This is a genomic window from Catalinimonas alkaloidigena (genome assembly GCF_029504655.1).
Lineage (GTDB): Bacteria > Bacteroidota > Bacteroidia > Cytophagales > Cyclobacteriaceae > Catalinimonas > Catalinimonas alkaloidigena.
The window spans coordinates 1,215,134-1,236,980 of record NZ_JAQFIL010000001.1; the positions used below are offsets into that span (position 1 = coordinate 1,215,134).

General features: G+C 40.6%; 17 protein-coding genes. 7 read left to right on the forward strand and 10 right to left on the reverse strand.

Annotation, left to right across the window (positions count from 1 at the left end):
* Positions 1-23: 23 nt before the first annotated feature.
* Both OKW21_RS05120 and OKW21_RS05125 read right to left on the reverse strand, forming a co-directional pair.
* Positions 24-683, reverse strand: coding sequence for a DUF2461 domain-containing protein (locus tag OKW21_RS05120; RefSeq protein WP_277477921.1), 660 nt, complete (start codon positions 681-683; stop codon positions 24-26).
* Complete coding sequence (locus tag OKW21_RS05125; RefSeq protein ID WP_277477923.1) at positions 680-1,960, reverse strand: UDP-N-acetylmuramoyl-tripeptide--D-alanyl-D-alanine ligase; 1,281 nt, start codon at positions 1,958-1,960, stop codon at positions 680-682. Before OKW21_RS05125 ends, OKW21_RS05120 begins: the two co-directional genes overlap by 4 nt.
* A 207-nt stretch (positions 1,961-2,167) precedes the next feature.
* On the opposite strand from OKW21_RS05125, the gene tsaB reads away from it, so the two are divergent.
* The 3 genes from tsaB (at position 2,168) to OKW21_RS05140 (ending at position 5,186) form a co-directional block, all read left to right on the forward strand.
* Positions 2,168-2,854: a tRNA (adenosine(37)-N6)-threonylcarbamoyltransferase complex dimerization subunit type 1 TsaB gene (gene tsaB, locus OKW21_RS05130; protein ID WP_277477925.1), complete on the forward strand. Its 687-nt coding sequence runs from the start codon at positions 2,168-2,170 to the stop codon at positions 2,852-2,854.
* 37 nt (positions 2,855-2,891) lie between these two features.
* Entirely contained in the window at positions 2,892-3,413 is a 522-nt protein-coding gene (locus tag OKW21_RS05135; RefSeq protein WP_277477927.1) for a DUF2480 family protein, read from the forward strand.
* Between the two features lie 276 nt (positions 3,414-3,689).
* Positions 3,690-5,186 carry a PAS domain-containing sensor histidine kinase gene (locus OKW21_RS05140; RefSeq protein ID WP_277477929.1) on the forward strand — a complete coding sequence of 499 codons (1,497 nt, stop codon included), beginning with the start codon at positions 3,690-3,692 and terminating at the stop codon, positions 5,184-5,186.
* Between the two features lie 52 nt (positions 5,187-5,238).
* Here the strand turns inward: OKW21_RS05140 and OKW21_RS05145 are convergent, their stop codons facing one another.
* From OKW21_RS05145 to rlmD, 3 genes are all read right to left on the reverse strand, one after another.
* On the reverse strand, positions 5,239-5,655 hold the full coding sequence (locus OKW21_RS05145; protein WP_277477931.1) for a response regulator: 417 nt from the start codon (positions 5,653-5,655) through the stop codon (positions 5,239-5,241).
* Positions 5,656-5,672: 17 nt separating this feature from the next.
* Positions 5,673-8,246 (reverse strand): PAS domain-containing sensor histidine kinase, encoded by a 2,574-nt coding sequence (locus tag OKW21_RS05150; protein ID WP_277477932.1) that lies wholly within the window; start codon positions 8,244-8,246, stop codon positions 5,673-5,675.
* Positions 8,247-8,805: 559 nt separating this feature from the next.
* The gene (rlmD, locus tag OKW21_RS05155) at positions 8,806-10,215 is read right to left on the reverse strand and encodes a 23S rRNA (uracil(1939)-C(5))-methyltransferase RlmD (RefSeq protein ID WP_277477934.1); all 1,410 of its coding nucleotides are present in this window, start codon (positions 10,213-10,215) and stop codon (positions 8,806-8,808) included.
* A gap of 131 nt (positions 10,216-10,346) precedes the next feature.
* Between rlmD and OKW21_RS05160 the strand changes: the two genes are divergently transcribed.
* Positions 10,347-12,944, forward strand: coding sequence for a T9SS type B sorting domain-containing protein (locus tag OKW21_RS05160; protein ID WP_277477936.1), 2,598 nt, complete (start codon positions 10,347-10,349; stop codon positions 12,942-12,944).
* Between the two features lie 52 nt (positions 12,945-12,996).
* Here OKW21_RS05160 and OKW21_RS05165 read toward each other — a convergent pair whose 3' ends face one another.
* Positions 12,997-14,235, reverse strand: coding sequence for an ABC transporter permease (locus OKW21_RS05165; protein WP_277477938.1), 1,239 nt, complete (start codon positions 14,233-14,235; stop codon positions 12,997-12,999).
* Positions 14,236-14,399: 164 nt separating this feature from the next.
* Between OKW21_RS05165 and OKW21_RS05170 the strand changes: the two genes are divergently transcribed.
* Complete coding sequence (locus tag OKW21_RS05170; RefSeq protein WP_420870097.1) at positions 14,400-15,668, forward strand: asparagine synthetase B; 1,269 nt, start codon at positions 14,400-14,402, stop codon at positions 15,666-15,668.
* A gap of 118 nt (positions 15,669-15,786) precedes the next feature.
* Here OKW21_RS05170 and rsmG read toward each other — a convergent pair whose 3' ends face one another.
* The 4 genes from rsmG to OKW21_RS05190 all read right to left on the reverse strand — a co-directional run bounded on the left by rsmG (position 15,787) and on the right by OKW21_RS05190 (position 19,772).
* A complete protein-coding gene (rsmG, locus tag OKW21_RS05175; RefSeq protein WP_277477940.1) occupies positions 15,787-16,437 on the reverse strand; it encodes a 16S rRNA (guanine(527)-N(7))-methyltransferase RsmG in 651 nt (216 codons plus the stop codon).
* A complete protein-coding gene (locus tag OKW21_RS05180) occupies positions 16,427-18,013 on the reverse strand; it encodes a hypothetical protein (protein WP_277477943.1) in 1,587 nt (528 codons plus the stop codon). The genes rsmG and OKW21_RS05180 overlap by 11 nt, the downstream gene beginning before the upstream one ends.
* Positions 18,014-18,084: 71 nt before the next feature.
* Entirely contained in the window at positions 18,085-18,693 is a 609-nt protein-coding gene (locus OKW21_RS05185; protein WP_277477945.1) for an RNA polymerase sigma factor, read from the reverse strand.
* Positions 18,684-19,772 (reverse strand): glycosyltransferase, encoded by a 1,089-nt coding sequence (locus OKW21_RS05190; protein ID WP_277477947.1) that lies wholly within the window; start codon positions 19,770-19,772, stop codon positions 18,684-18,686. The genes OKW21_RS05185 and OKW21_RS05190 overlap by 10 nt, the downstream gene beginning before the upstream one ends.
* A gap of 262 nt (positions 19,773-20,034) precedes the next feature.
* Here OKW21_RS05190 and OKW21_RS05195 point away from each other — a divergent pair, with 262 nt between their 5' ends.
* Positions 20,035-20,349 carry a hypothetical protein gene (locus OKW21_RS05195; RefSeq protein ID WP_277477949.1) on the forward strand — a complete coding sequence of 105 codons (315 nt, stop codon included), beginning with the start codon at positions 20,035-20,037 and terminating at the stop codon, positions 20,347-20,349.
* A 73-nt stretch (positions 20,350-20,422) separates the two neighbouring features.
* Positions 20,423-21,787 carry a magnesium transporter gene (mgtE, locus tag OKW21_RS05200; protein ID WP_277477951.1) on the forward strand — a complete coding sequence of 455 codons (1,365 nt, stop codon included), beginning with the start codon at positions 20,423-20,425 and terminating at the stop codon, positions 21,785-21,787.
* Positions 21,788-21,847 lie beyond the last annotated feature (60 nt).

Here is a 21,847-nt window from a genome sequence, read left to right on the forward strand (position 1 = left end):
TTTCCTCCATGGAAAGGGTTTTTTTAGCTTATTGCTACATTAAGGTAGCGTATGAAAGGCTCAATCGTTTTGAACATCCGAATAGCATCATCTTTAAAATTTTCGCTTTTGATCTCATCATCACTCAGCTTATGGATTACTACATAGTCTTTTAGTTTGAGCAATTCAATATTTGGATGATCTGTTTCGTAGCCTTTGGGAGCCTTCTTCAGTTTGTCTCCTTGTATTGTGCCATAATATTCCTGAAAGTCAGCTTTAGAAACGATCTTTTTTAACTCTGATGCATTATAATCAATCTCCTGCCTCACTTTGGATATTACCTCTGAACTGGGATGGTACATACCTCCTCCAATAAAAGATTCTCCATGAGGTTGTATATGGAGATAATAGCCAGCATTGGGTGATTTTTTACCCCCCTCCGACATATAAGCGCCAAAATTATTTTTGTATGGTGCTTTGTCTTTGGAAAAACGTATATCTCTGTTGATTCTGAAGATACAGTGCTTAGGTGCCAGTCCCACGAGCCCTTCATCTATAACAGAGAGTTCGCTCAGCAGCTGGGTTACCAGAACTTTAAATTCTTCTTTAGCCTCTTCATACCACGAGCGGTGGGCATCCATCCAATCTTTATTATTATTCTGGGCCAGTTCATCCAGAAAGCTGAGTACAAGTTGCGAATTCATAGATCGTCTAGTATGGTCTCTAAAGCAATGCCCCTTGAGGCTTTCAGCAATATGGTTGCATGCTCATAATTTTGAGTCTGCAAATAGGTTTTGAGTTGCTCTTTATTTGGAAAAAAGTGAGCCTCTGGATATGTTTTTTTTGCGTCTTCCATCATGCTACCACAAAGCAGCACGTCATTGATGTTACACTGGGTGAGTAGTGTGCCAATAGCAACATGCTCAGCAGGGCTGTCTTTTCCCAGTTCAAACATATCTCCCAGTATGGCTACTTTATGCCCTACCTTCATCTTATTCAGATTAATAATTGCAGCCTGCATAGAATCGGGATTAGCATTGTATGCGTCCATGATGATGGTATTGCTACCTTTCTCAATCAGCTGAGAACGTTTGTTAGAAGGTTGGTACTGGCTTACTGTCTGATTAGCAGCTTCAGCTGGTATTTCAAAATATTTACCTATACAAAGCGCCGCAGCAATATTTTCAAAGTTATAAGCACCAATCAGCTTAGTCTCAGTTACTTGGCCGTTTTCATGCTTATATATGATAAATGGGTCAGCACTGATCAGCTTGCAATGAAAATAATCACCTTCTGCGGGATAAAACAGTGGCGCTTCAAAGCGCTTTGCCATATTACTGAGAATGGGGTTTTCCGAATTAATAAAGACAGTGCCCCTTGTTTGGATAAGATAGTGGTACTGCTCACTTTCACCGCGAATAGCACCTTCAAAGCCCCCGAAACCTTCCATGTGAGCTTTCCCGATGTTGGTAGTCAAACCATGCGAAGGTTCGGCGATTTCACATAACATGGCAATTTCACCAACGCTATTTGCTCCCAGTTCAATAATTGCTATCTCATGCTCTTTTCGGAGCTGAAGTAAGGTCAGAGGTACACCAATATGATTGTTGAGGTTACCTTGCGTAGCCAGCGTTTTGTATTTCACACTTAATACCCGGTTTACAAGTTCTTTGGTCGTTGTTTTACCATTAGTACCATTAATTCCTAGTACGGGTATATCAAATTGACGGCGGTGATGACGGGCTAATTTCTGCAAGGTCTGCAGCGTATCCTGAACTAGAATAAACCGTTCATCCTGCTGGTATTCTGCCTCATCAATCAGGGCATAGCGGGCGCCTTTCTCCAGTGCATCGGCAGCAAATTGATTTGCATTAAACTTTTCCCCTTTTAGTGCTATAAACAAGCTGCCTTGTATGATATTGCGGGTATCTGTAGAAACTTGGACACATTCCAAAAATTTCTCGTAAATATCTTCTATCATTGTGATTTAATAGTTCTTAGAGTTATGGTTCTATAGTTTTAGGGATAATGATATCAAAGATTTTGAAACATATAAATGCTGTTTCATGTAAAACCTCACTTAAGGAAAAATGATTACGTCTATGAAAATCATATAGCCTTGAATCACATACAACACTAAGAACTATAATACCATCGTATCTCACGCAAGTAAGCAAAAAAATTAACTATGAGCTATATTCTGAGCCTGGAAACCGCTACCAAAACATGCTCAGTTGCACTGCATCGTGACAGACAACTTTTAGCCTTGCAGGATTTTCATCTGGAAAAATCACACTCCTCCATTTTGCACCCACTTATTGCTGATCTTATGGAATATTGTGAGGTAGATAGAAAACAGTTAAGTGCGGTAGCACTTTCTATGGGGCCCGGTTCATATACAGGCTTGCGGATAGGTACATCTACTGCTAAAGGCTTGTGCTTTGCGCTGGAGATACCTCTAATTGCTATTAACACATTGGAAGCGATGGCTCTAAGTGTTCAAAAATATAACAAGAAAAATGCTTTGCTCTGCCCTATGCTGGATGCGCGAAGAATGGAAGTGTATTATCAGATAAGAGACTCAGCAGGTGAAGAAGTGCATGCTACAGCCCCTTTAGTAGTAGAAGAAAATAGTTTTGATAAGTACTTAAACGACAGGGAAGTTTGGTTTTTTGGTGATGGAAGCGATAAGTGCCGCTCCTTCTTAGAAAATCGTTCAGAACATGCTATTTTCATAGAACACATACAGCCTTCAGCCAAAGAGGTCGGAGAACTGGCATGGCAAAAATTTGATGCAAAAAGCTTTGAGGATGTTGCCTACTTTGAACCTTTTTATCTCAAAGAATTTCGCACGACTAAACCTAAAAAGAAATAGTTGCGTTGCCTAAATTGTAAAGCATTGAAGAAAAATTATGAGACAGCAGGAAGGAGAAATTATCAATAAAGTCGCCCAAAGTCCTCTGGTAACATTTAATCTGGAAGACTACTATCCAAAGGGTGAAAGAATAGTGTATGACATCAAAGATAATCTTTTTCAGGAAGCTATCCTGAGGGAAAAAGACTTTAGGGCTTTTGTCAAAGAACACGACTGGTCTCAATATGAAGGGAAGTATGTAGCACTTAACTGCTCGGTAGATGCTATCGTACCTACCTGGGCTTATATGCTTCTTACTATTAAGCTGGAGCCATATGCGGCCATGGTAACCTATGGAAGTTTAGAAACTTTAGAAGTGGCACTTTTTACTAAAGCATTGGAAAAAGTAGATATTGAAAAATTCAAAGACGCAAAAGTTGTAGTAAAGGGCTGTGGAAACTTGCCGGTGCCTACTTATGCTTATGTTGAGATCACACGCATGCTTCGCCCTTATGTAAGCAGTATCATGTATGGTGAGCCTTGTAGTACAGTTCCATTGTATAAAAAGCCAAAGAAATAAATTTATTCCCAATATTTTCATAACGTTAAGAGCAGGTGCCAATTGGGTATTTGCTCTTTCTTTTTTTTAAGAAATTTTTTTATGCTCATCACTTTACAGATTTAATGAAGTGAAATTAGTCAAGTGTCTGATTTTCTAGCTTTTGTAGCTAAGCATAGAATTCCTACCTGCCTGGTAGAGCATTGCGCTGACCAAAAACGACTTTTTTATCCGACATATATCTATAAATTCGTAAGCTCCTTAAATCTCTATATCATTAAAATACAATCTAACCTCATGATACGAACCGAAAGGTTGCTGGATACGCTCATTGGTGCTGCTAATCTTGGTATGTGTGTAGTAGATGACCGTAACAAGATTATTGATGTCAATGAATTTTTCTGTGCTATTTATGAATACGAAAGAGAAGAGCTGATCAACAAATCTTACTCTATCTTGCAACCTGAGAGTTATCGTGCTCGTGCTAGTTTATACTACCAGAATTATATTGAAGGGCATCAGAAGTCTGGACTGCGTCAGATTATCAGTAAAAATGGTACTCGCAAAAATGTTTATTCGTTTACTGCTAATACTGTAGATGAAGAAGGCAATAAACTAAAGGTTTTCAATGTGGTGGAGGCCACAGAGCCGTCCGAAATTAGTAAGGAAGCTCCTTCTACACCTTTACAAACAAGCACTCAGGAAGTTGTAATCGGAAATAATGTAAAGACAGGAATTCTCAGGTGTAGCCAAGAAGGAGAATTACAATACGCCAACCCTCATGCACGAACTTTATTATTCTTACCAGCAGGATCAAAGAGTTTGCATAATGAAGTTACGGTTTATAAAGGGCAGCATTCAAGAAAGCTTACTTTAGTGCAACTGTTAAATGAGGAGCGCTTTGTCGACAATCAATCACTATTAATAGAACGACCGGATCACCCTCCGTTCTGGGCCGTATTAAGCGCATCTACAACCATTACCGATGAAGGGCAGGTTTGCTTTGACATTACAATCGTAAGCCTGGAAGATCAGAAACTACTGGAGCGAAAACTCAACAAGAGGATTGAAGAACTGAAAAATTCTAATAAGAGCTTAGATCATTTTGTATATGGTGCCACACACGATCTGAAAGCACCTCTCGCATCTATTTCTGGCTTGATTAATATTTTGAAGAGAGAGCAGGATTTCAGTCAAAGAGAGCTGTATATTCAGATGATGGAAAAGAGTGTGCACCGTCTTAATGAATTTATTAAAGAGATCGTTGACTATTCTCGTAATGCTAATCAAGATTTGAAGCATGATCATATAGAATTTCAACCCCTGGTGGAAGAGATCTTCGAGAGTATGGCTCATTTGGAAAATGCTGCCAAAATAAGACCTGTGATACAGGTTGAGCAGGATTATCCCTTTCTCACAGACGCACACCGCCTCAAAGTAGTATTAAACAACTTAGTGAGCAATGCTTACAAATACAGCAGCACTCATAGAAGAGATTGCTTTATAGAAGTTAAGGTAAAGGTTAGTCCGGTAAAAGCTACTATTCACGTGAAAGACAATGGCCAGGGCATTGGAGAAAGTCATATTGAAAAGATTTTTGATATGTTTTTTCGTGCTTCTGAAGGACAGACGGGTACAGGCCTAGGACTCTACATCGTCAAGGAGACACTTGACAAAATGCAAGGTTCAATCCACGTAGTTTCTGAGCTGGGTCAGGGAACGAGCTTTGTTGTAAATATACCCTCTGCAAGTACATTTGGCAGTAACGAGAAGCAAATGAAACTGGATATATAGCGGCAGCATGCCTACCGTAAGGGACAATATGATAAGCCGTTAGCAGTAAACGCTAAGCTGTTTCAGCCTGCATTTTTTCTTTGATAGCCTCAAGATCTTCTGTAAGCAGAGGCTTGACAATATAATCAGTAACCAGATGGTAGTTTTTTGCTTTGTTAATATCTGACTGCTCAGAGGAAGAAGTCAGCATATAAATGGCGGTACCCTCAAAATAATGATTTTTATTGAGCTTACTTAATCTTTCCAGGAACTCCCATCCATTGACAATGGGCATTCTGATATCCAGAAAGATTATGTTAGGGGGAGGGGCTTGCTCTTCTTCCAGCTTTTGTAAGTAGTCAAGGCTATCCACCGCACTAAGAAATGGTATGATTTCCTCTGCAAAATCTACAAATTCCGATAATTTCTGAAAAATAATGTTGTTTATAGGGTCATCATCAATGACAAATACTTGCTTAATTTTCTCCATCGTATGCTTTCTACAATCTAAAGATCAACACCATGTATTTCGTTGGGCAAAATCACCTCAAAGCAACTCCCTTCTTTGAGTTTGGATTGTACACTTATACTACCGTCCAGTTTGTTGATCGTTTCTTTAACTATAAATAAACCTAAACCTGAACCTGAAGATTCGCGGGCTGCCTGAAAAAACATGCCAAATATTTTATCCAGGTGCTTCTCTTCTATTCCTATACCATTATCTTCCACCAAAATATGTGCCTCATCGGGTTTGATCATTACTTTTATGTTGATATAGGGGTTAGTTTCCTCGTATTTATGATATTTTATAGCGTTAGAAATCAGATTTATCAGTATGACGTACAGGCGAATTTTGTCAGTATAGAATTTACTTTCTCCCCCGATAAAGGTGTGAATATTAACATCATCAATATGTTCCAGGTACTTTAAGCGTTGCAGCACGTCAGTGATCAGGCTTTCAAAATGGATCTCTTCACACTCTATTTCCAGGCGGGCGTTTCTGGAATAGTCAGTAATATCCTGAATGATTTTATCCATTTTATTTAAGCTTTGCTCCATCATATCCAGATAGCTCATGCGCTCACTTTCATTTTGTGTGAACCTTGATATATTGATGAGGCCTAAACTTGACGCAAGTGGAGCCCTCAGGTCATGTGAGGCACTGTATACAAAGCGGTCAAGCTCTTCATTCGTTTTTTGAAGCGCAGTATTTTTTTCCTGCAAAATCTTTTCAGATTCTTTGCGCTCAGTGATATCCCGAATGGCCCCATCATAGTATTTGATACCCTGATCTTCGTTGATGATGAAGCTGGTAAGTCCCCAAAAGGTTGTTCCATCTTTACGTTTAAATTGGAATGACCTGTTATTGACCATCCCTTTGTTTAAGGCTTCTTCAAATTTTGTGGCAGCTTCTTTATTCGCGAATAATTCTTCCAGGCTGATGTTTTCATCCCTATAGCCAAAAAGATCCCGGAATGACTGATTGGTATATTGAAGGTGTTTCAATGCATCAGTACGCAAAATGGCTTCCTTGATATTCTTATTGATAGACTCAAGAAAACGCTCCTGATGTCTTACCTTTTCTTCGGCTTTTTTTCTGGCACTAATGTCCCGATGGATTGAGATCCAATGTGTTACCTCACCCTGATCGTTTTTGAGGGGTACAATTGAGAAGTCAACCCAGTAATAACTTGCGTCTTTTTTATAGTTAATGATTTCGGTACGGACCGGTTCACCATTCTGTACAGCCTGATTAATGGTATCTAAAGCATCAGTAGACGTAAGCGAGCCATATAAGAGGTTATGACTATTACCAATCACCTCATCTTCCTCATATCCGGTAAGAGAGGTAAAAGATCGGTTGACATAAATGATATGACCATGGATAAAGTCTAATGATTTTACTTCAGTGATCAAAATCGCATCATTGGTGTGAACTATAGCAGAATTCAGAAGTCGAAAGAGTGCTTCCTCTTGTTGTTTTTTTGTAAGATCCTGAATGAAGCAGGAAATCCCTCTTACTTTTTGTTCTCTGAAGATTGGAAAAAGTTTAATGTTAAGTATTGCGCTTTTACCATTTGTACTTAGAATTTCAGAAAACTGACACTGCTCACCCTTGATTGCTTCATTGAAGTATTGCTGCCATTGCTGCTGGAAAGTAGACATACCTTCCAAAGTCATCAGTTTTTGACCTGCTTCAAGCTGTTGGCCAAAGAAGTTTTCAAAGAAAGAAGTAAAACGTTGATTGCAGTCTACCAGATTACCTTCTTCATCCAGCAAGCCTACACACATATCCGTACTTTCGATTACTGCATATAAATTGGCCGTTTTACGGTTAAGTGCTTCCTCTTTTTCCTGCAGCTGATTGAGCACATCATTTTCAAAGTTATTAAGTAGCGCTTTGATATCATTCAGTGAAGAAGGATTATTATCTTCTTTCTCTTTTACATCAATTTTTTCACGAATCTGACTGATGGCTTCTTGTGTATGCTCAGACGAAGACATCATTAATGAAATGATGGCATCCTGCTGAAGCTTCTGGGCCTGGACGATGTTGATCAGGTCATGTTTATCAAGATGTTCCAGGTTCTGATAATCACTCACATGCTGTTTATACTTGTACTTCATACACATTTTGTAAGCTTCTTCAGAAGTAGAAGCGATCGTAATGCTTTCGTTGTGTACAAGGGCAGCCTGTACTTCGCTCACCTGACTTTTTGGAACCACATAGAAAATAAAGCCATGCTCAGAAAATAACTCATCAGTACGCCTGCTGATCAACTGGGCTGTTGCAAGAGATAAGTTTTTGACTAAACTTAAGTCACACACATAATAGGGATAGGGTTTGTCTTTAATTACATCTCTTAGCGCATGTTTAGAAAAGAAAAAAGTCTTTTCATCCAGATTTCCCTTATCCTGAGAGTAAATCATGTCTGGAAGAAATTGCTGAACATTCAGACTATATTCTGCTATTGCATGAAAAAAAGAGTAATTATTAGAAGAATTGTTAAGTGTATGAAATGACAACTGCTGCTCTTGACGTTTTTGTGGTTCGTTTGATTCCTGGTACAAGTAATTCATACGATTGTAAAAAGCTTATTCTTGATGGATTTTCTTACAGAAAGTGAAAATATGTAAAATCAGTTTGACCAAGAAATCAGGCAAAAATCTGCCAGTTGATAACAAGTAACAAAATGGAAACAATTTCAGAAATAATAAACTATACGTAGTGACTTTGATTTTATGGAATAAGAAACATTGCTGCAGAAAAAACAGATTGATAAAGTGAATTCAAGATCAACAAATAGCTCTCTACAACAGTAAAATTTCAGGCTTCTGAACCGAGGAATATGGCTGGATAAATATTGTGGTTATAGCGAATTTTTATTGTATTATTTTAATACTAATATTTATAAAGTTTCATTTTGATTTTAAATAGTTATGGATTGACTACATCAAAAAAGCCCACCATTTGTATTAACTTTAACTGAAATCATTACACAAAACCGACTTGCTACAAATAATATTTTTATAGGATAAATGAACTCTGTTTATGTTTTCTTAGACTGAGATTTTTACTTTGAAAGCAAGATGTAAGTTATTTGCTCAAAAAATGTATCCATTTAAACAATAAAGGGCTCTATCGCAAGGACAGTAAAGCCACATTCTCTACATGATGAGTGTGAGGAAACATATCAACTGGCTGGAGCTTTTCTACCACATATTTTTCACCAAGTAATGCAATGTCCCTAGCTTGGGTAGCTGGGTTACAGCTTACGTATACAATACGAGAAGCGTCAAGCGAAAGTAGCTTTTGAATCACATCAGGATGCATGCCACTTCTGGGTGGGTCGGTTATGACCACATCTGGCTTTTCGTGTTCATTGAGAAAGTTATCATTGAGCATATCTTTAATGTCTCCGGCAAAAAATTGAGTGTTATCAAGCTGATTAAGCTCAGCATTAATTTTCGCGTCCTCAATTGCTTCCTCAATATATTCAATGCCAATCACCTGCTTGGCAGATCTGGCTACAAAGTTAGCGATGGTACCAGTACCAGTGTACAGGTCATAGACTGTCTCATGCCTTTGAATATCCGCAAAGTTACGTGCAAGCTGGTATAAATGATAAGCCTGTCCGGCATTGGTCTGATAAAATGCTTTAGGGCTGATCCTAAAGGTCAGGTCTTCCATTTTTTCGGTGATATAGGGCTTTCCGTCGTATAAAGTTACCGGAAGGTCATAGTAAGTATCGTTTTTCTTGGGATTAATAATGTATTGCAGAGCGCTAATTTCAGGAAACCTTTCTTTCAGGAAGCTCATCACCTGCTCTACTGTTTCCTTTTTTGCTGATGCATCACCGCCAAACTGCACAATTACCATCACCTCCTGGGTATTGCTGGTTCGTATAATCAGGTTCCGCAGCATCCCTTCGTGTTTTACATGATCGTAAAATGCAATATCATGCCTTTTGGCAAAATCATCCAGGGCCAGTCTGATCTGGTTTGAAGGTTCAGGTTGGAGATAACAATGCTCAATGGGTAGTATTTTCTCAAAACTCTGAGGAATATGAAAGCCAAGTGCCCTACGGTCAAAGTCCTCACCAGTACTGATCTCCTCTTTGGTCAGCCAGCGGTTAACGGAAAAAGTGTATTCAAGTTTATTGCGATAGTAGGTGGTTTCTTCGGAGGGAAGAATCGGCAGTATTTCGCCAATCTGAATCTTGCCGATACGCTCAAAGTGATCAATAACCTGCTGTTGTTTGTATTCTAATTGTAATTCATAGGGAATATGCTGCCATTTGCAGCCCCCGCAGATTCCAAAGTGACTACAAAAGGGCTCAGTACGGAGTGAAGAAAGTTGATGAAAGTGTACGGGACGCGCTTCCATAAATGATTTTTTCTTCTTAGTAACTTTAAGATCTACCACATCTCCGGGAGCTACATCCTTTACAAAAATCACCATGTCATCATGATGGGCTACACATTTCCCTTCAGCAGCCATACGTTCTACCGTGATATTTTTCAGCTTCAAGTTTTTCCTTTTTCCCATAGCGCGCAAAGGTATCATATTTGAATTTTAGATGTATGGATTTAGGATAATATTGTTAAATTTAGAGATTAGCCTACAACCAATGCTATGAAACAGCTTGTCTTTGAGTAGATAGCAAGGTTTACATCCATATGAAGAAGCTTCTCACATTCTTGTTAATCATTCTTCCATGTATCAGTATGGCTACTCATATTGTTGGGGGTGAGTTCAGACTAATTCATATTGAAGGAACACGTTATGAGCTTCGGCTGATTCAATACTTTGATGAAGTAAATGGCGATCCTGAGGCAGAGGATGACTTCGCTCAGATTCATATCTTCCGAAAAAGTGATGATGTGAATATGAGGATTTTGAATGTGTATCAGGTTTCATCCGCATTTGTGCCCTACACTAACCCTTCTTGTACAGATGAGAGTATTCTTTTCCGACAAATCATTTACAGTGCGGAGCTGAACCTACCTCCGGCTCAGTTTAATGACCCGGAAGGATATTATGCTGTTTTTGAGCGATGCTGCCGTAATAATATTGTCAGCAATGTGGTATCGCCTGAAACTACCGGACAAACCTTTTACATGGAGTTTCCTCCGGTTTCTTTTAACAACCAGTCATTCCTCAACTCTTCTCCTGAGCTATCAGCGCCCATCAGCGATTATGCCTGTATCAATGAAAGTTTTGTATACGATTTCAGTGCTACTGATCCTGATGGTGACTCCCTGGTTTACAGCCTGGAAGCACCGCTCAACAGTTCTCGCTTTGAAGCAGTGCCTACACCAACGCCTGCACCGCATTATCCTGTAAATTTTACGGATGGAATTGAGGTCAATAACATGATCCCCGGAGCACCACCTTTGCGCATTGACAATGAAGGTAAGCTCAGAGTTATTCCCAGCGAATTGGGAGTTTTTGTGTTTGGAATCAAAGTAGAAGAGTTTAGGAATGGTAATAAAATAGGAGAGGTGAGGCGTGATTACCAGCTTTTGGTAGTAGACTGTAATCCCGGCGAAGCACCTGAAATATTTGCACGGCATGAGGGTGTTTTTTACAATGAGGGTGAACTGTTAAGTCTTTCTAAAAATGGAAACCGCTGCCTGGAAATTTTAGTAACAGACCAGGATCCTTCTGAAGTAATTCGGGTAAGTGCCGAAGGAATCAATTTTGATGATGACATAGCTTCGCTCATTAACCCTTCTTTGCAATTAATGGAAGGCCCTGACGATACTTTGAGGTTTGAGCTTTGTCTTCCCCAGTGTCCCTATACCGAAAGACCTATGCAGATCAACCTAATCGCCTATGATGATGCCTGTAGCCAGCCCCTCTCGGACACATTGCGCATTGACGTAGTCATAGACGGAGCTGAAGATAACGATCCGTTTATCGTGGGTAACCCTAATGTAGTGGAGGTAAGTCTTGAAGAAGGTGAATCTTTTAGCTACCCAATTCGGGGGCTGGATGAAGATGGGGATCTGCTGCAACTGGAAGCGGTAGGGGATGGCTTTGACGTTGCTGATCTGGGCATGAGGCTGCAAGAACGACTACTTATTCCCGGTGAAGTGCAGAAAGTATTTGAATGGACGCCCAGCTGTGAGCAGGTGGACTTTAGTGAGGGCAATGAGTTTGAGGTAGATGTAATTTTGAGCGATAATAGTGATTGTCCGTTTGGTGAACCTGACATATTACGGTTTCGTTTTACAGTTAACCCACCTGATAATGAGCGCCCCATACTTACTACCTCAGGACTGGAGGAAACAGAAATCAGTATACGTATTGACGAAACGCTCTCCTTTAAGGTTCTTGCCGAAGATATTGACAATGATTTTATCGTACTAAGTGCCGAAGGTGATGGATTTGAACTAAATGACTATAACATCTATTTTCCGGGAAATCAGGGGATCAAGAGTATAGAAAGCCCATTTAGCTGGCGACTTTCTTGTAATGTGATTGATCTTGCGGAAAGAAGCAGGTTTGAAATTACATTTCTTGCCCGGGATAATAGTTCTTGCGGAGCACCTTCTGTGGACAGTTTGAAATTAATTGTAAACGTATTGCCTCCTCTCAATGAAGCCCCCGAACTATATGTGAGAAATTTTTCTAACGGTGATACCATAATTGCACAGGTGAACAGGCTGGTCAGTTTTGATGTGATCAGCACCGATGCCGATAATGACATCGTAACCCTCAGGCTGGCAGGTGCAGTATTTAATGGAAATGAAGTAGATACCGAGATTATTAATTTCAACTTTTTTCCGGTAAGAGGAAGAGGATCAGTAGGTTCTATTTTTAATTGGGCACCTCGCTGTGAAACCGTAGCGGCTGATAACCGCGACTCTTATTTGGAGCTCTTTTTTGTCGCTATAGACAGTAAGTGCTTTAACAATAAAGAGGATACCGTTAGCATAGTATTGCGTATCGTGGATGAACCACTGAACCTGGAAGCTTATGAGCCAAGAAATGCGATTACTCCCAATGGTGATCAGCAGGGTGACTTCTTCTTTTTACGACTTTGTAATGATCCTGACGGAAATTGTGATCTCCCTTCTGGTAATTGTTCCAATATTTTTCAGAGAATAGACATTTTTAATCGTTGGGGTAAAAAAGTGTTTTCTTCGGATGATATCAACTTTGAGTGGCATGCTGAAGGAGTACCGGCTGGTGTATACTACTACACACTTTACTACAATACCGAAAGCTACAAAGGACAGGTATATGTATTTCTTAGAAAGCCTGACTAGGCTACGTTAAGTACGGCTGTTGTATTAAATCTAAAGCAGTAAGAACGATGGCTCATTCATATCGCAATGACTCAATCGGGTCCAGGCGGGAAGCTTTGAAGGCAGGGTAGTAGCCTGAAAATAAGCCAACCCCGATACAAATGAAAAGAGAGGATAAAATCCATACCCAGGGAACCAGAAAGCGTTCTACATCCATAAAGGTAGCTACTACGTTGCCCATGCCCATGCCCATAAGTACACCAGCTATGCCTCCGATCTGACATATGACAATCGCTTCAATCAAAAATTGCTGCCTTATTCTTTTTGGTGAAGCTCCCAGTGCTTTTCGGATGCCAATTTCACGGGTACGCTCAGTTACAGATACCATCATAATATTCATCAAGGCTACGGATGCACCCAGGAGTGTGATCAGGCCAATGGCAAAACCGCCGATTCTCAGATAGCCGGTAATTTCACCCAGTTGATCACTCAGGGACTTTTTTTCCTGTATTTCAAAGGATAATTCTGCGCCTATCGGATCCTGGCGAACAGCACGCATAAGGCTGGTGGCCTCGCCCATTGCCGCTTCAAGTGTTCCTGTGTTACTTACAAGTACATCTATCCTGTAGTCAAGCTCACGGTTTGAGCCTAGCTGTCTTCCTTTGGCGAGAGGGATCAAAATCTTACGGTCAGCATTACCCCCTCCACCTACTGAGCCCATCTTTTCCATGAGCCCGATTACTTTAAATATGTTGCCATAAAGAGAAATCTCCTTGTCTATAGGATCTTCATTATCATCAAATAAGGCTTCATAGGTTTCATAACCAATGATGGCTACATTCAACCCCTTTTCAAGATCAAAACTGCTAAAGTTACGTCCCCACTCAATGTTATATCCTTCCGTAATGATATAACTTTCGTCAGTACCATATAAACGGATGTTGGGGTTCGTTTTCTCAGAACTACGTTTTACTTCAGCATTTCCGGTTACTTGGGTATTCACCGAAATCTTAGCGGGATAATCATAACGTTTCTTGAACTCTCTTACATCGCTAAACCTGATGGGTGGGTAACTTTTCTCTGTTCTTCCCTGCTGCCGCCTTCCGCTTCCACTTCTCTCATCAATAGAAAAAGTATTTACGCCTAGACCGGCAAAACTATCATCTACTGAAGCCTGAATTCCGTCTATGGCGGTAAGTATACCTACCAATGCAGTAATCCCTATTGCGATAATCAAAGCTGTAAGCGTGGTGCGCAGTAGATTCTCCCGGATAGACTTAAGACTTTCTTCTATATTATTCAGTATATTCATTCAATAACCTACATGAGTTAAACAAATAACGGAAGGTACGAGTAGTTAATTTAAAATGCTCAAAATATTTTAGTAGTTTCAATAATAGCCAGTCTTAAGTTGATAACTGCTTTCTTTCGCAATAAAATACTTATACGGGCATTTTATTATAAACAGGGATTCATATGATGAAGCTAAGGTTATTTATTTTCTTTTGTGTATTTAGTTTTCTTTCATTTAATGTGAGGGCTTCGCATTTATTAATGCCAATGGATCAGGCACAAGCTAACCACCTGAAAGCCTATGGCATCTCCTACTGGGTTTTGCAAAATGAGGGAACGGTGGATTGGCTGTTGAATTACAGAGGCGGAAGTTTTGCCGTTGAGTATTCTCAGAAACTGGAAAATGAGTGTGTGATTCGTGGGGTAAGTTATGAGGTGATCTCCGATGCTCAGTACAATCAAATCATCAGTACGATTGCCAGCCCATCTTCAAACAAAGATCTGATGAAGCTGGAAAAGCATCCCAAAATTGCGGTCTATTCTCCTAAAAGCAAACAACCCTGGGATGATGCTGTAACCCTGGCGCTTACGTATGCTGAAATTCCTTATGATGTGATATTTGATGATGAAGTGATGTACGATAAGCTGCCCGAATATGACTGGCTGCATCTGCACCATGAAGATTTTACCGGACAGTACGGTAAATTTTATCGCATTTACCGCAACACTCCCTGGTATATTGAGCGACAAAGAAAATATGAGGAAACTGCGCGTGAACATGGATTGGAGAAGGTCTCACACCTCAAGCTGGCTGTGGTAAAGAAAATCAGAGAGTTTGTCTCTGGCGGAGGTTTTATGTTTGCTATGTGTTCAGCCACAGATACTTACGATATTGCCTTAGCTGCTGATGGAGTAGATATCGTAGAGTCTATGTACGATGGTGACCGAGCAGATCCCAATGCGCAGGAAAAGCTTGACTACAGTAACACCTTTGCATTTCAGGATTTTAAATTAGTGCGGAATCCTTATGAATATGAATACTCAAACATTGATGTTGACCCTCGCTCCCGTGGATTGAGTCAGGACAATGACTATTTCAATCTTTTTGAGTTTTCAGCCAAATGGGACCCCATCCCTACCATGCTTACCCAAAACCATGAACGCATAGTGCAAGGATTTATGGGCCAAACCACTGCTTTTAATAAAGCGCTGATACGTCCTGATGTGGTGGTACTAGGTGAGAATAAAGCCGCCGGCGAGGCCAAATACATACATGGTGTCTACGGAAAAGGCTTCTGGACATTTTATGGTGGCCATGATCCTGAAGATTATCAGCACAGGGTAGGTGAGGCTCCGACGGACTTAAATCTTTACCCCAACTCGCCGGGCTATAGGTTGATCCTTAACAATATTCTGTTTCCGGCAGCGAAAAAGAAGAAACAAAAAACCTGATTTCTTTCAAACCGTTGAAAATCTCAACGGTTTTTTTTGTGTTGCCGCCCCTGAGGGGAGTCAGATTATTACAAAATATGGCATCTTTGAAAAGTGATGAAAGATGGGCCAGAAGAATTTACAAAGGCACATAAAGCACAAATTTTTCTTTAAAATAATCTTCTTTGAAATAATCAGATATTGGGTATAGTGCGTAATTCAACTGTACCTCCTTCACTTCATCATCCAAATTTCCTCCTTTCAGACAGATCAATCCATTGTATAAATCATGCTGAGATTTGGTTTTGACCTTTTGTCTTGACCAATGATAAAGGGTTTTAAGAGGAGCGACGGCACGAGTGATAACAAAATCATACTTGCCTTTAACTTTTTCTGCCCTCAGGTGGTCAGAACGTACGTTTTTAAGTTCCATTGCATCTGCTACGGCCTGTACTACTTTAATTTTTTTGCCGATAGAATCTACCAGGTAGAATTGCGTTTTGGGAAACATAATCGCCAGAGGTATTCCGGGAAATCCGCCACCCGTACCAATATCAAGTATATCAGTACCCGGTTTGAAAGGGCTTACTTTGGCTATAGCTAATGAATGAAGTACATGATGAAGATAGATATGAGCAATATCTTTACGTGAAATAACATTTATTTTAGCGTTCCAGTCCTGGTAGAGGTCAAATAATTGGGCAAACTGGTTCATTTGCTTTTCACTCAACTCCGGGAAATAAACAGATATTTTTGAAAATTCGTCCTCTACAATTTTATCAGTAAACATGGCTGGTTTTTTCTTGATTCAACTTGTTTAAGAGTGATTTCAGTTCTTGATACACCAAAGGTGCGGTTTCAGGACCCACTGAGTTAACCTCTCCGTAGGGTGATTTCTCAGCGTCATAGAGATAAGGAGGTTCCGCATCCCATTCACTTTTCGGTATGATGTAACCAATCTGGTCATTGGCTAACCCAATGACAAATTTGTACTTCCCCGGCATGAGTGAGCGCAATGGAGGAGTTTCAATAGGAGCAATCTCAAAATCCTGTCCTTCGGGGCTTTCAATGCCGCCATTTACTATTTCGGGATAGATCTCTCCCGGTACACAAATGATGCTCACCGGACCTAGTCGTAGGGCTGCTACCTCGGTACGAATCTTCATCCAACCGCTATAGCCCCGGTCCAGAAGTCCGATGATGGAAGCTAGCCGGAAGTTGGTATTATCCAGGGGAATATTAAATGAGCTGGCTTCAATCTGAATGGGGGCTTGTGCTGCACTGATTATTTCTGCTGAATCGCTTAAGGTCCTGAGTACAATCTGAGCCAGTTGCTTTCCCTGTGTTGCCGCTTTGGCAAAAGATGGCGCCAAAAAAGTAGTATCCAGCCATGGGTCTTGTATTGGCCAGTCAGGATCGGTAGTCATGAGGCCACCTATGGCTCCGTTTATATATACGCAGACTCCCCCCAGGCCAGGAGCAATTAAGCTGTCATTCACATAAATACCTTCTTCAACACCTTGTCTGAGGTAGTGAGGGAAGTCTGAACTAATCATTAAATTTTTACTCCATAGTGTTTCCGGATGATTGCCCCAACTCACCAAAGTACCCAAGGTTACAGATGAATCAATGGCGATAGCCTGAATTACTCTGATCCCAGGATCTAACACTTCGGGCTTGCGGGAATCTGTAACAAAAGGAATGGCTGAAGATCTATCTCTTCCTATTTTTAATATGGCTTCCTCCCGCTGCTTATATGCCTGTACAATGGACTTAGCGGCCTGCTGTTTAACAAATTCCATATAAGCGGTGTCTACTCCGCTTTTGAATATACCAGGTCCCCAGATTCCCTGTAAGTCGGGAGCTTCATGTGTATGTGTACTGCTAATAATGGGAAAAGTGATTTCTGCCTCCTCAGTAACCCGTGCTCTGACATCCAAAACATCATCATGCCCAAATCCGATAGCATCCAGGGCTGTAATAGAAATGACCGAGCTGCCATCATCAATGACCATCGTACGTGCCCACAGCTCATCATGTATGCCTTGTGCAGGGCGGTTCTGGTGGAAACCGGCCATCCAGACAGCATCAAATTTTCCGTTATTATTATTGTCGGAATAGGTATCACCGTCGCTAAGCTTATAGCGGGCGTCATTATTGACATCAACCCATGTATCTGTTACTTCCGGGCTGATAGGCAGTGCAGCAAAACCAATTTTAAATGTAGGCGCACTATTTTCTGAATTTACCTCCAGGTTTAACTGATAGTTAGGGTGTCTGTCTCTAACATTAGAATATGCCCAGAAAAAAGTGCTGATGAAAAATAGCATAACAATAGCACCGATACCCTGCCACCATCTTTTCATATACAATAGTTTAAAAGTTGGCCTGAAGGTAAGAAAAGAGATAGAGACTCACTATGCTGAATATAAGAAGTTCAGATATGCTCTTTCTTATTTTTCACCAGGTCGTACATCAACTCACGGGCACGGTGTAGCTGTGCCTTAACGGTACCCAGGGGAGCATCCAGCTCTTTGGCTATTTCGTCGTAGGAATACTCCTGAAAATAGCGAAGTTTTACAAGTCGCTGGTATTTAGGCGGCAGTTTGGTTACAAAAACACGTACCAGTTCTTTCTTCTGGCTTTTGATGGCCTCTTCCTGGGGATCAAGATTATTGTCTTCTACATCAATATTTACCGCATCGCCATTATCATCCTTGAAAGAAGTGTTCAAGCTAAGCGTCTCCAGCTTCTTTTTACGGATAAAGTCAATGGTATTATTAGTCGCAATACGAAAGAGCCAGGTACTAAAAGTATAATCTTTCTTAAAACGGTGCAGGCTGCGGAAGGCTTTGGCAAAAGCTTCTATTGTAAGGTCTTCAGCATCATCGACATTGCGCACCATTTTCAGTATCATATGGTAAACCGGCTTCTTATAGCGACGCATCAGTTCTGCATATGCCTGCTGGTCTTTATTCTCTGTCGCTTCATCTATTAGTCTGAAATCTTCTAAGGCCTTTTTAGAAAACTGTTTTTTTAATTCCATCTGGTATTATTTGAGGAGAGTGCGCGAATCCCAAGAACTACATAGTAAATAACGTACAAAAAATCTAATATTGGCAATAGTACTAGATCAATAGGATCGTTTAACTTACGACTGGCAGTTTTTATAAATATAAACTGCACATAACCCTTTATTATCAAACCTGATATTATAAAGTAAGGTTCAGTTCCCGCCAATATAAGCACTATAAGTCCTATCCAGAAAATTATTTGCGAAATAGATAATGCACCCAACCATTTTTTGTCAAATTGTTTATAATATTTGCCTACACTTAGATGACGTATTTTCTGGCGATAATATGCTAACAAAGTAGTTTTTGGGATGGAATGCACCTTGGTCTGTGGGCTTATACGTATAGCTACATTATCTGAAGTGGCATGCTCATTGATAAACAGATCATCATCCCCTCCGGCTATCCTTATGTATTTGTAAAACCCTTTTTTTGCTAAAAAAAATGACTTACGGTAAGCAAGGTTCCTTCCAACGCCCATATAGGGCTTGCCAGCCAACGCTGCCGAGCAGTATAATGTTGCTGTAAGCAGGGTTTCATAGCGTATGAAAGCATTGAGCAAGCCTTTTCTTTTTTCGTAGGGTGAATAACCAAGCACAAAGTCCTTTTTATTCCGCAGAGTGGAGCTCTCCGGAGTGGAGCTCTCCAGAGGGGCACTCTCCAGTGCGGCACTCATTCCCCGGATCCAGTTATTGCTATCGGGCAGGCAGTCGGCATCGGTAAGCAGAATTTTGTCATGACTTGCCGCCCTTATGCCTAATGTAAGTGCGTATTTCTTTCCTTTGATATATTCGGGGCGAGCACGTACCCACACGATTTTAAGATTGGGATGATTTTTTTTTTCCTGATACAGGAATTCAAGCGTTCCATCAGTTGAGCGGTCATCTACCACCACTATCTCAAACCTTTTAAAATTCTGTGCATAAAGCACTGGCAGTAGTTGCTTCAGTCTTTCTTTTTCATTGTGAGCACAGACAATGACTGATACGGCTTCAGGCAGACTTTTATTCCTGTGAAGGTAAGGAGTATCGTCTTCAGTATATTTGCTCAATAGAGCATGAGCATACCAATAAATCCCAGATTGATATAGGATACAAATCATCCAGAATATCCAAAACCCCCAAACCCACATACTGAAAATGCTTGAATCATATTGACTAAAATGTCAAAAATAATAATAATATCAGGCTGATTATTATGCAGATTGAAAAATTCGCTTAATTATTTATATCTTTAATTGTAATGAATATTATCATTTATACGAATTTTTTACTTTAGATTTTACGTTCTTCAGTTAAAATCATCTGAATACTGTGGCAGACCTAGATTTCTTTATTCTTGCGATACTCGTACTTTTTTTCCAATACCTGGCAGTATATCTATTTATCCGTTTAGGTGGGAGGTGGCAGCCTAAGCATCCTCTCAGTTTTTATGTGCTGGCAGCCCTTGTAGGAACGATTGGCTTCAGCCTTATTTTCAGCCTTTTTAAATGGTATTTTAATTATACTTTCGTAAGCCTCAATTTTGAATTTGCCCGTAACTGCATGGGCTTTGCCATGTTTTTGATGATCGGGAAAATCTACGGTCTGATGCCCATGGAATTTATGGTCAGACATCTGCAACGCTAATTCTTCCACAAAAAGTTTGTATTGCTGAGCGGCTTGGTATATTTATGGCATTTTAAACCAAGCCCTTTTTGCTATGGAGCAAATATCAACCTCTTCTAACTGGGAAAAGCTTAAGGAGATCATTGAACTCAGGGATAAGCAGCGATTAGAAGAACATATAGAGAGTATCAGTACAGCTGAGATGGTGCATGCCATGGCGCATTTGGACAAAGAAGATCAGCTGCGCTTGCTCAACCTGCTCTCCCCCGATTATTCAGCTTATCTTTTTGAGGAAATTCCAGATGCTCAGGCTTCTGAGCTGATTGAAAAACTGTCAGCAGAAAAAGCGGCTACTATCATACAGGAAATGTGGAGTAATGACCAGGCTGATCTGATAAGCAGTCTGGAGAAAGAAGATGCTGAGGCTATTCTCGCAAAAATGAGCCCCGAAGAGGCGGAAGAAGTACGCCGACTTGCCCGCTATGCTGATGATACCGCCGGAGGACTGATGATCACCGAATTTCTGGTTTTTCCGGAATCTGACAAAGTTTCTGATGTCATTGAAGATATGAATGAGCATGCGGAAGAATACTCCGACTATAACGTACAGTATTGTTATGTCAAGTCTGTGAAAAATAAGCTGATAGGGGTGCTAAGGCTACGCGACCTGCTCTTATCACCTCCCAGAACACCTATCCGAAATATCATGCTCAAAAATATACTATCAGTTCCAGCAGACCAAAAGCTGGATCAGTTGCTGGACTTTTTTGAAGAACATGATTTTGTAGGCGTTCCCGTCACAGATTATCATGAACAGTTGGTAGGAGTGGTACTGAGAAAAGATGTGCTGGAAGCCGCTGCTGATCGTAGTGACGCTGAGCTTATGAGGACCCGTGGTATAGTTGGGGGTGAAGAGCTGAGAAGCATGCCTCTCTTTTTACGTTCCAGACGCAGGCTTTCCTGGCTAAGTGTGAATATAGTGCTGAATGTGATTGCTGCCAGTGTCATCGCTATCTATCAGGATACACTTAGTTCAGTGATTGCTCTGGCTGTTTTTTTACCGATCATTTCCGATATGAGCGGTTGTTCAGGCAACCAGGCCGTTGCAGTAAGTATGCGGGAACTTTCACTTAATATTCTTAAGCCTAATGAAATTATCAGGGTGGTATGGCAGGAGTTATCGGTAGGGATTATCAATGGAATAGTGCTGGGTGTGCTCATTGGCATTGCTGCCTGGATATGGAAAGGTAATCCGTATCTGGGGATAGTAGTGGGAGGAGCTTTGGCTTTGAATACTTTGGTGGCAGTAGGGCTGGGAGGTGCAATTCCTCTTTTTCTAAAAAGAATAGGTATGGATCCTGCTCTGGCTTCCAGTCCTATCCTAACTACGGTAACCGACATGTTTGGCTTCTTTTTAGTGCTAAGTCTGGCTTCCGTCATGCTGCCTTTATTAACCTAGTGCATAATCTTAAAACCATTTCCACGGTTAATGATTATATATAAGTAGGATCTGCCACAA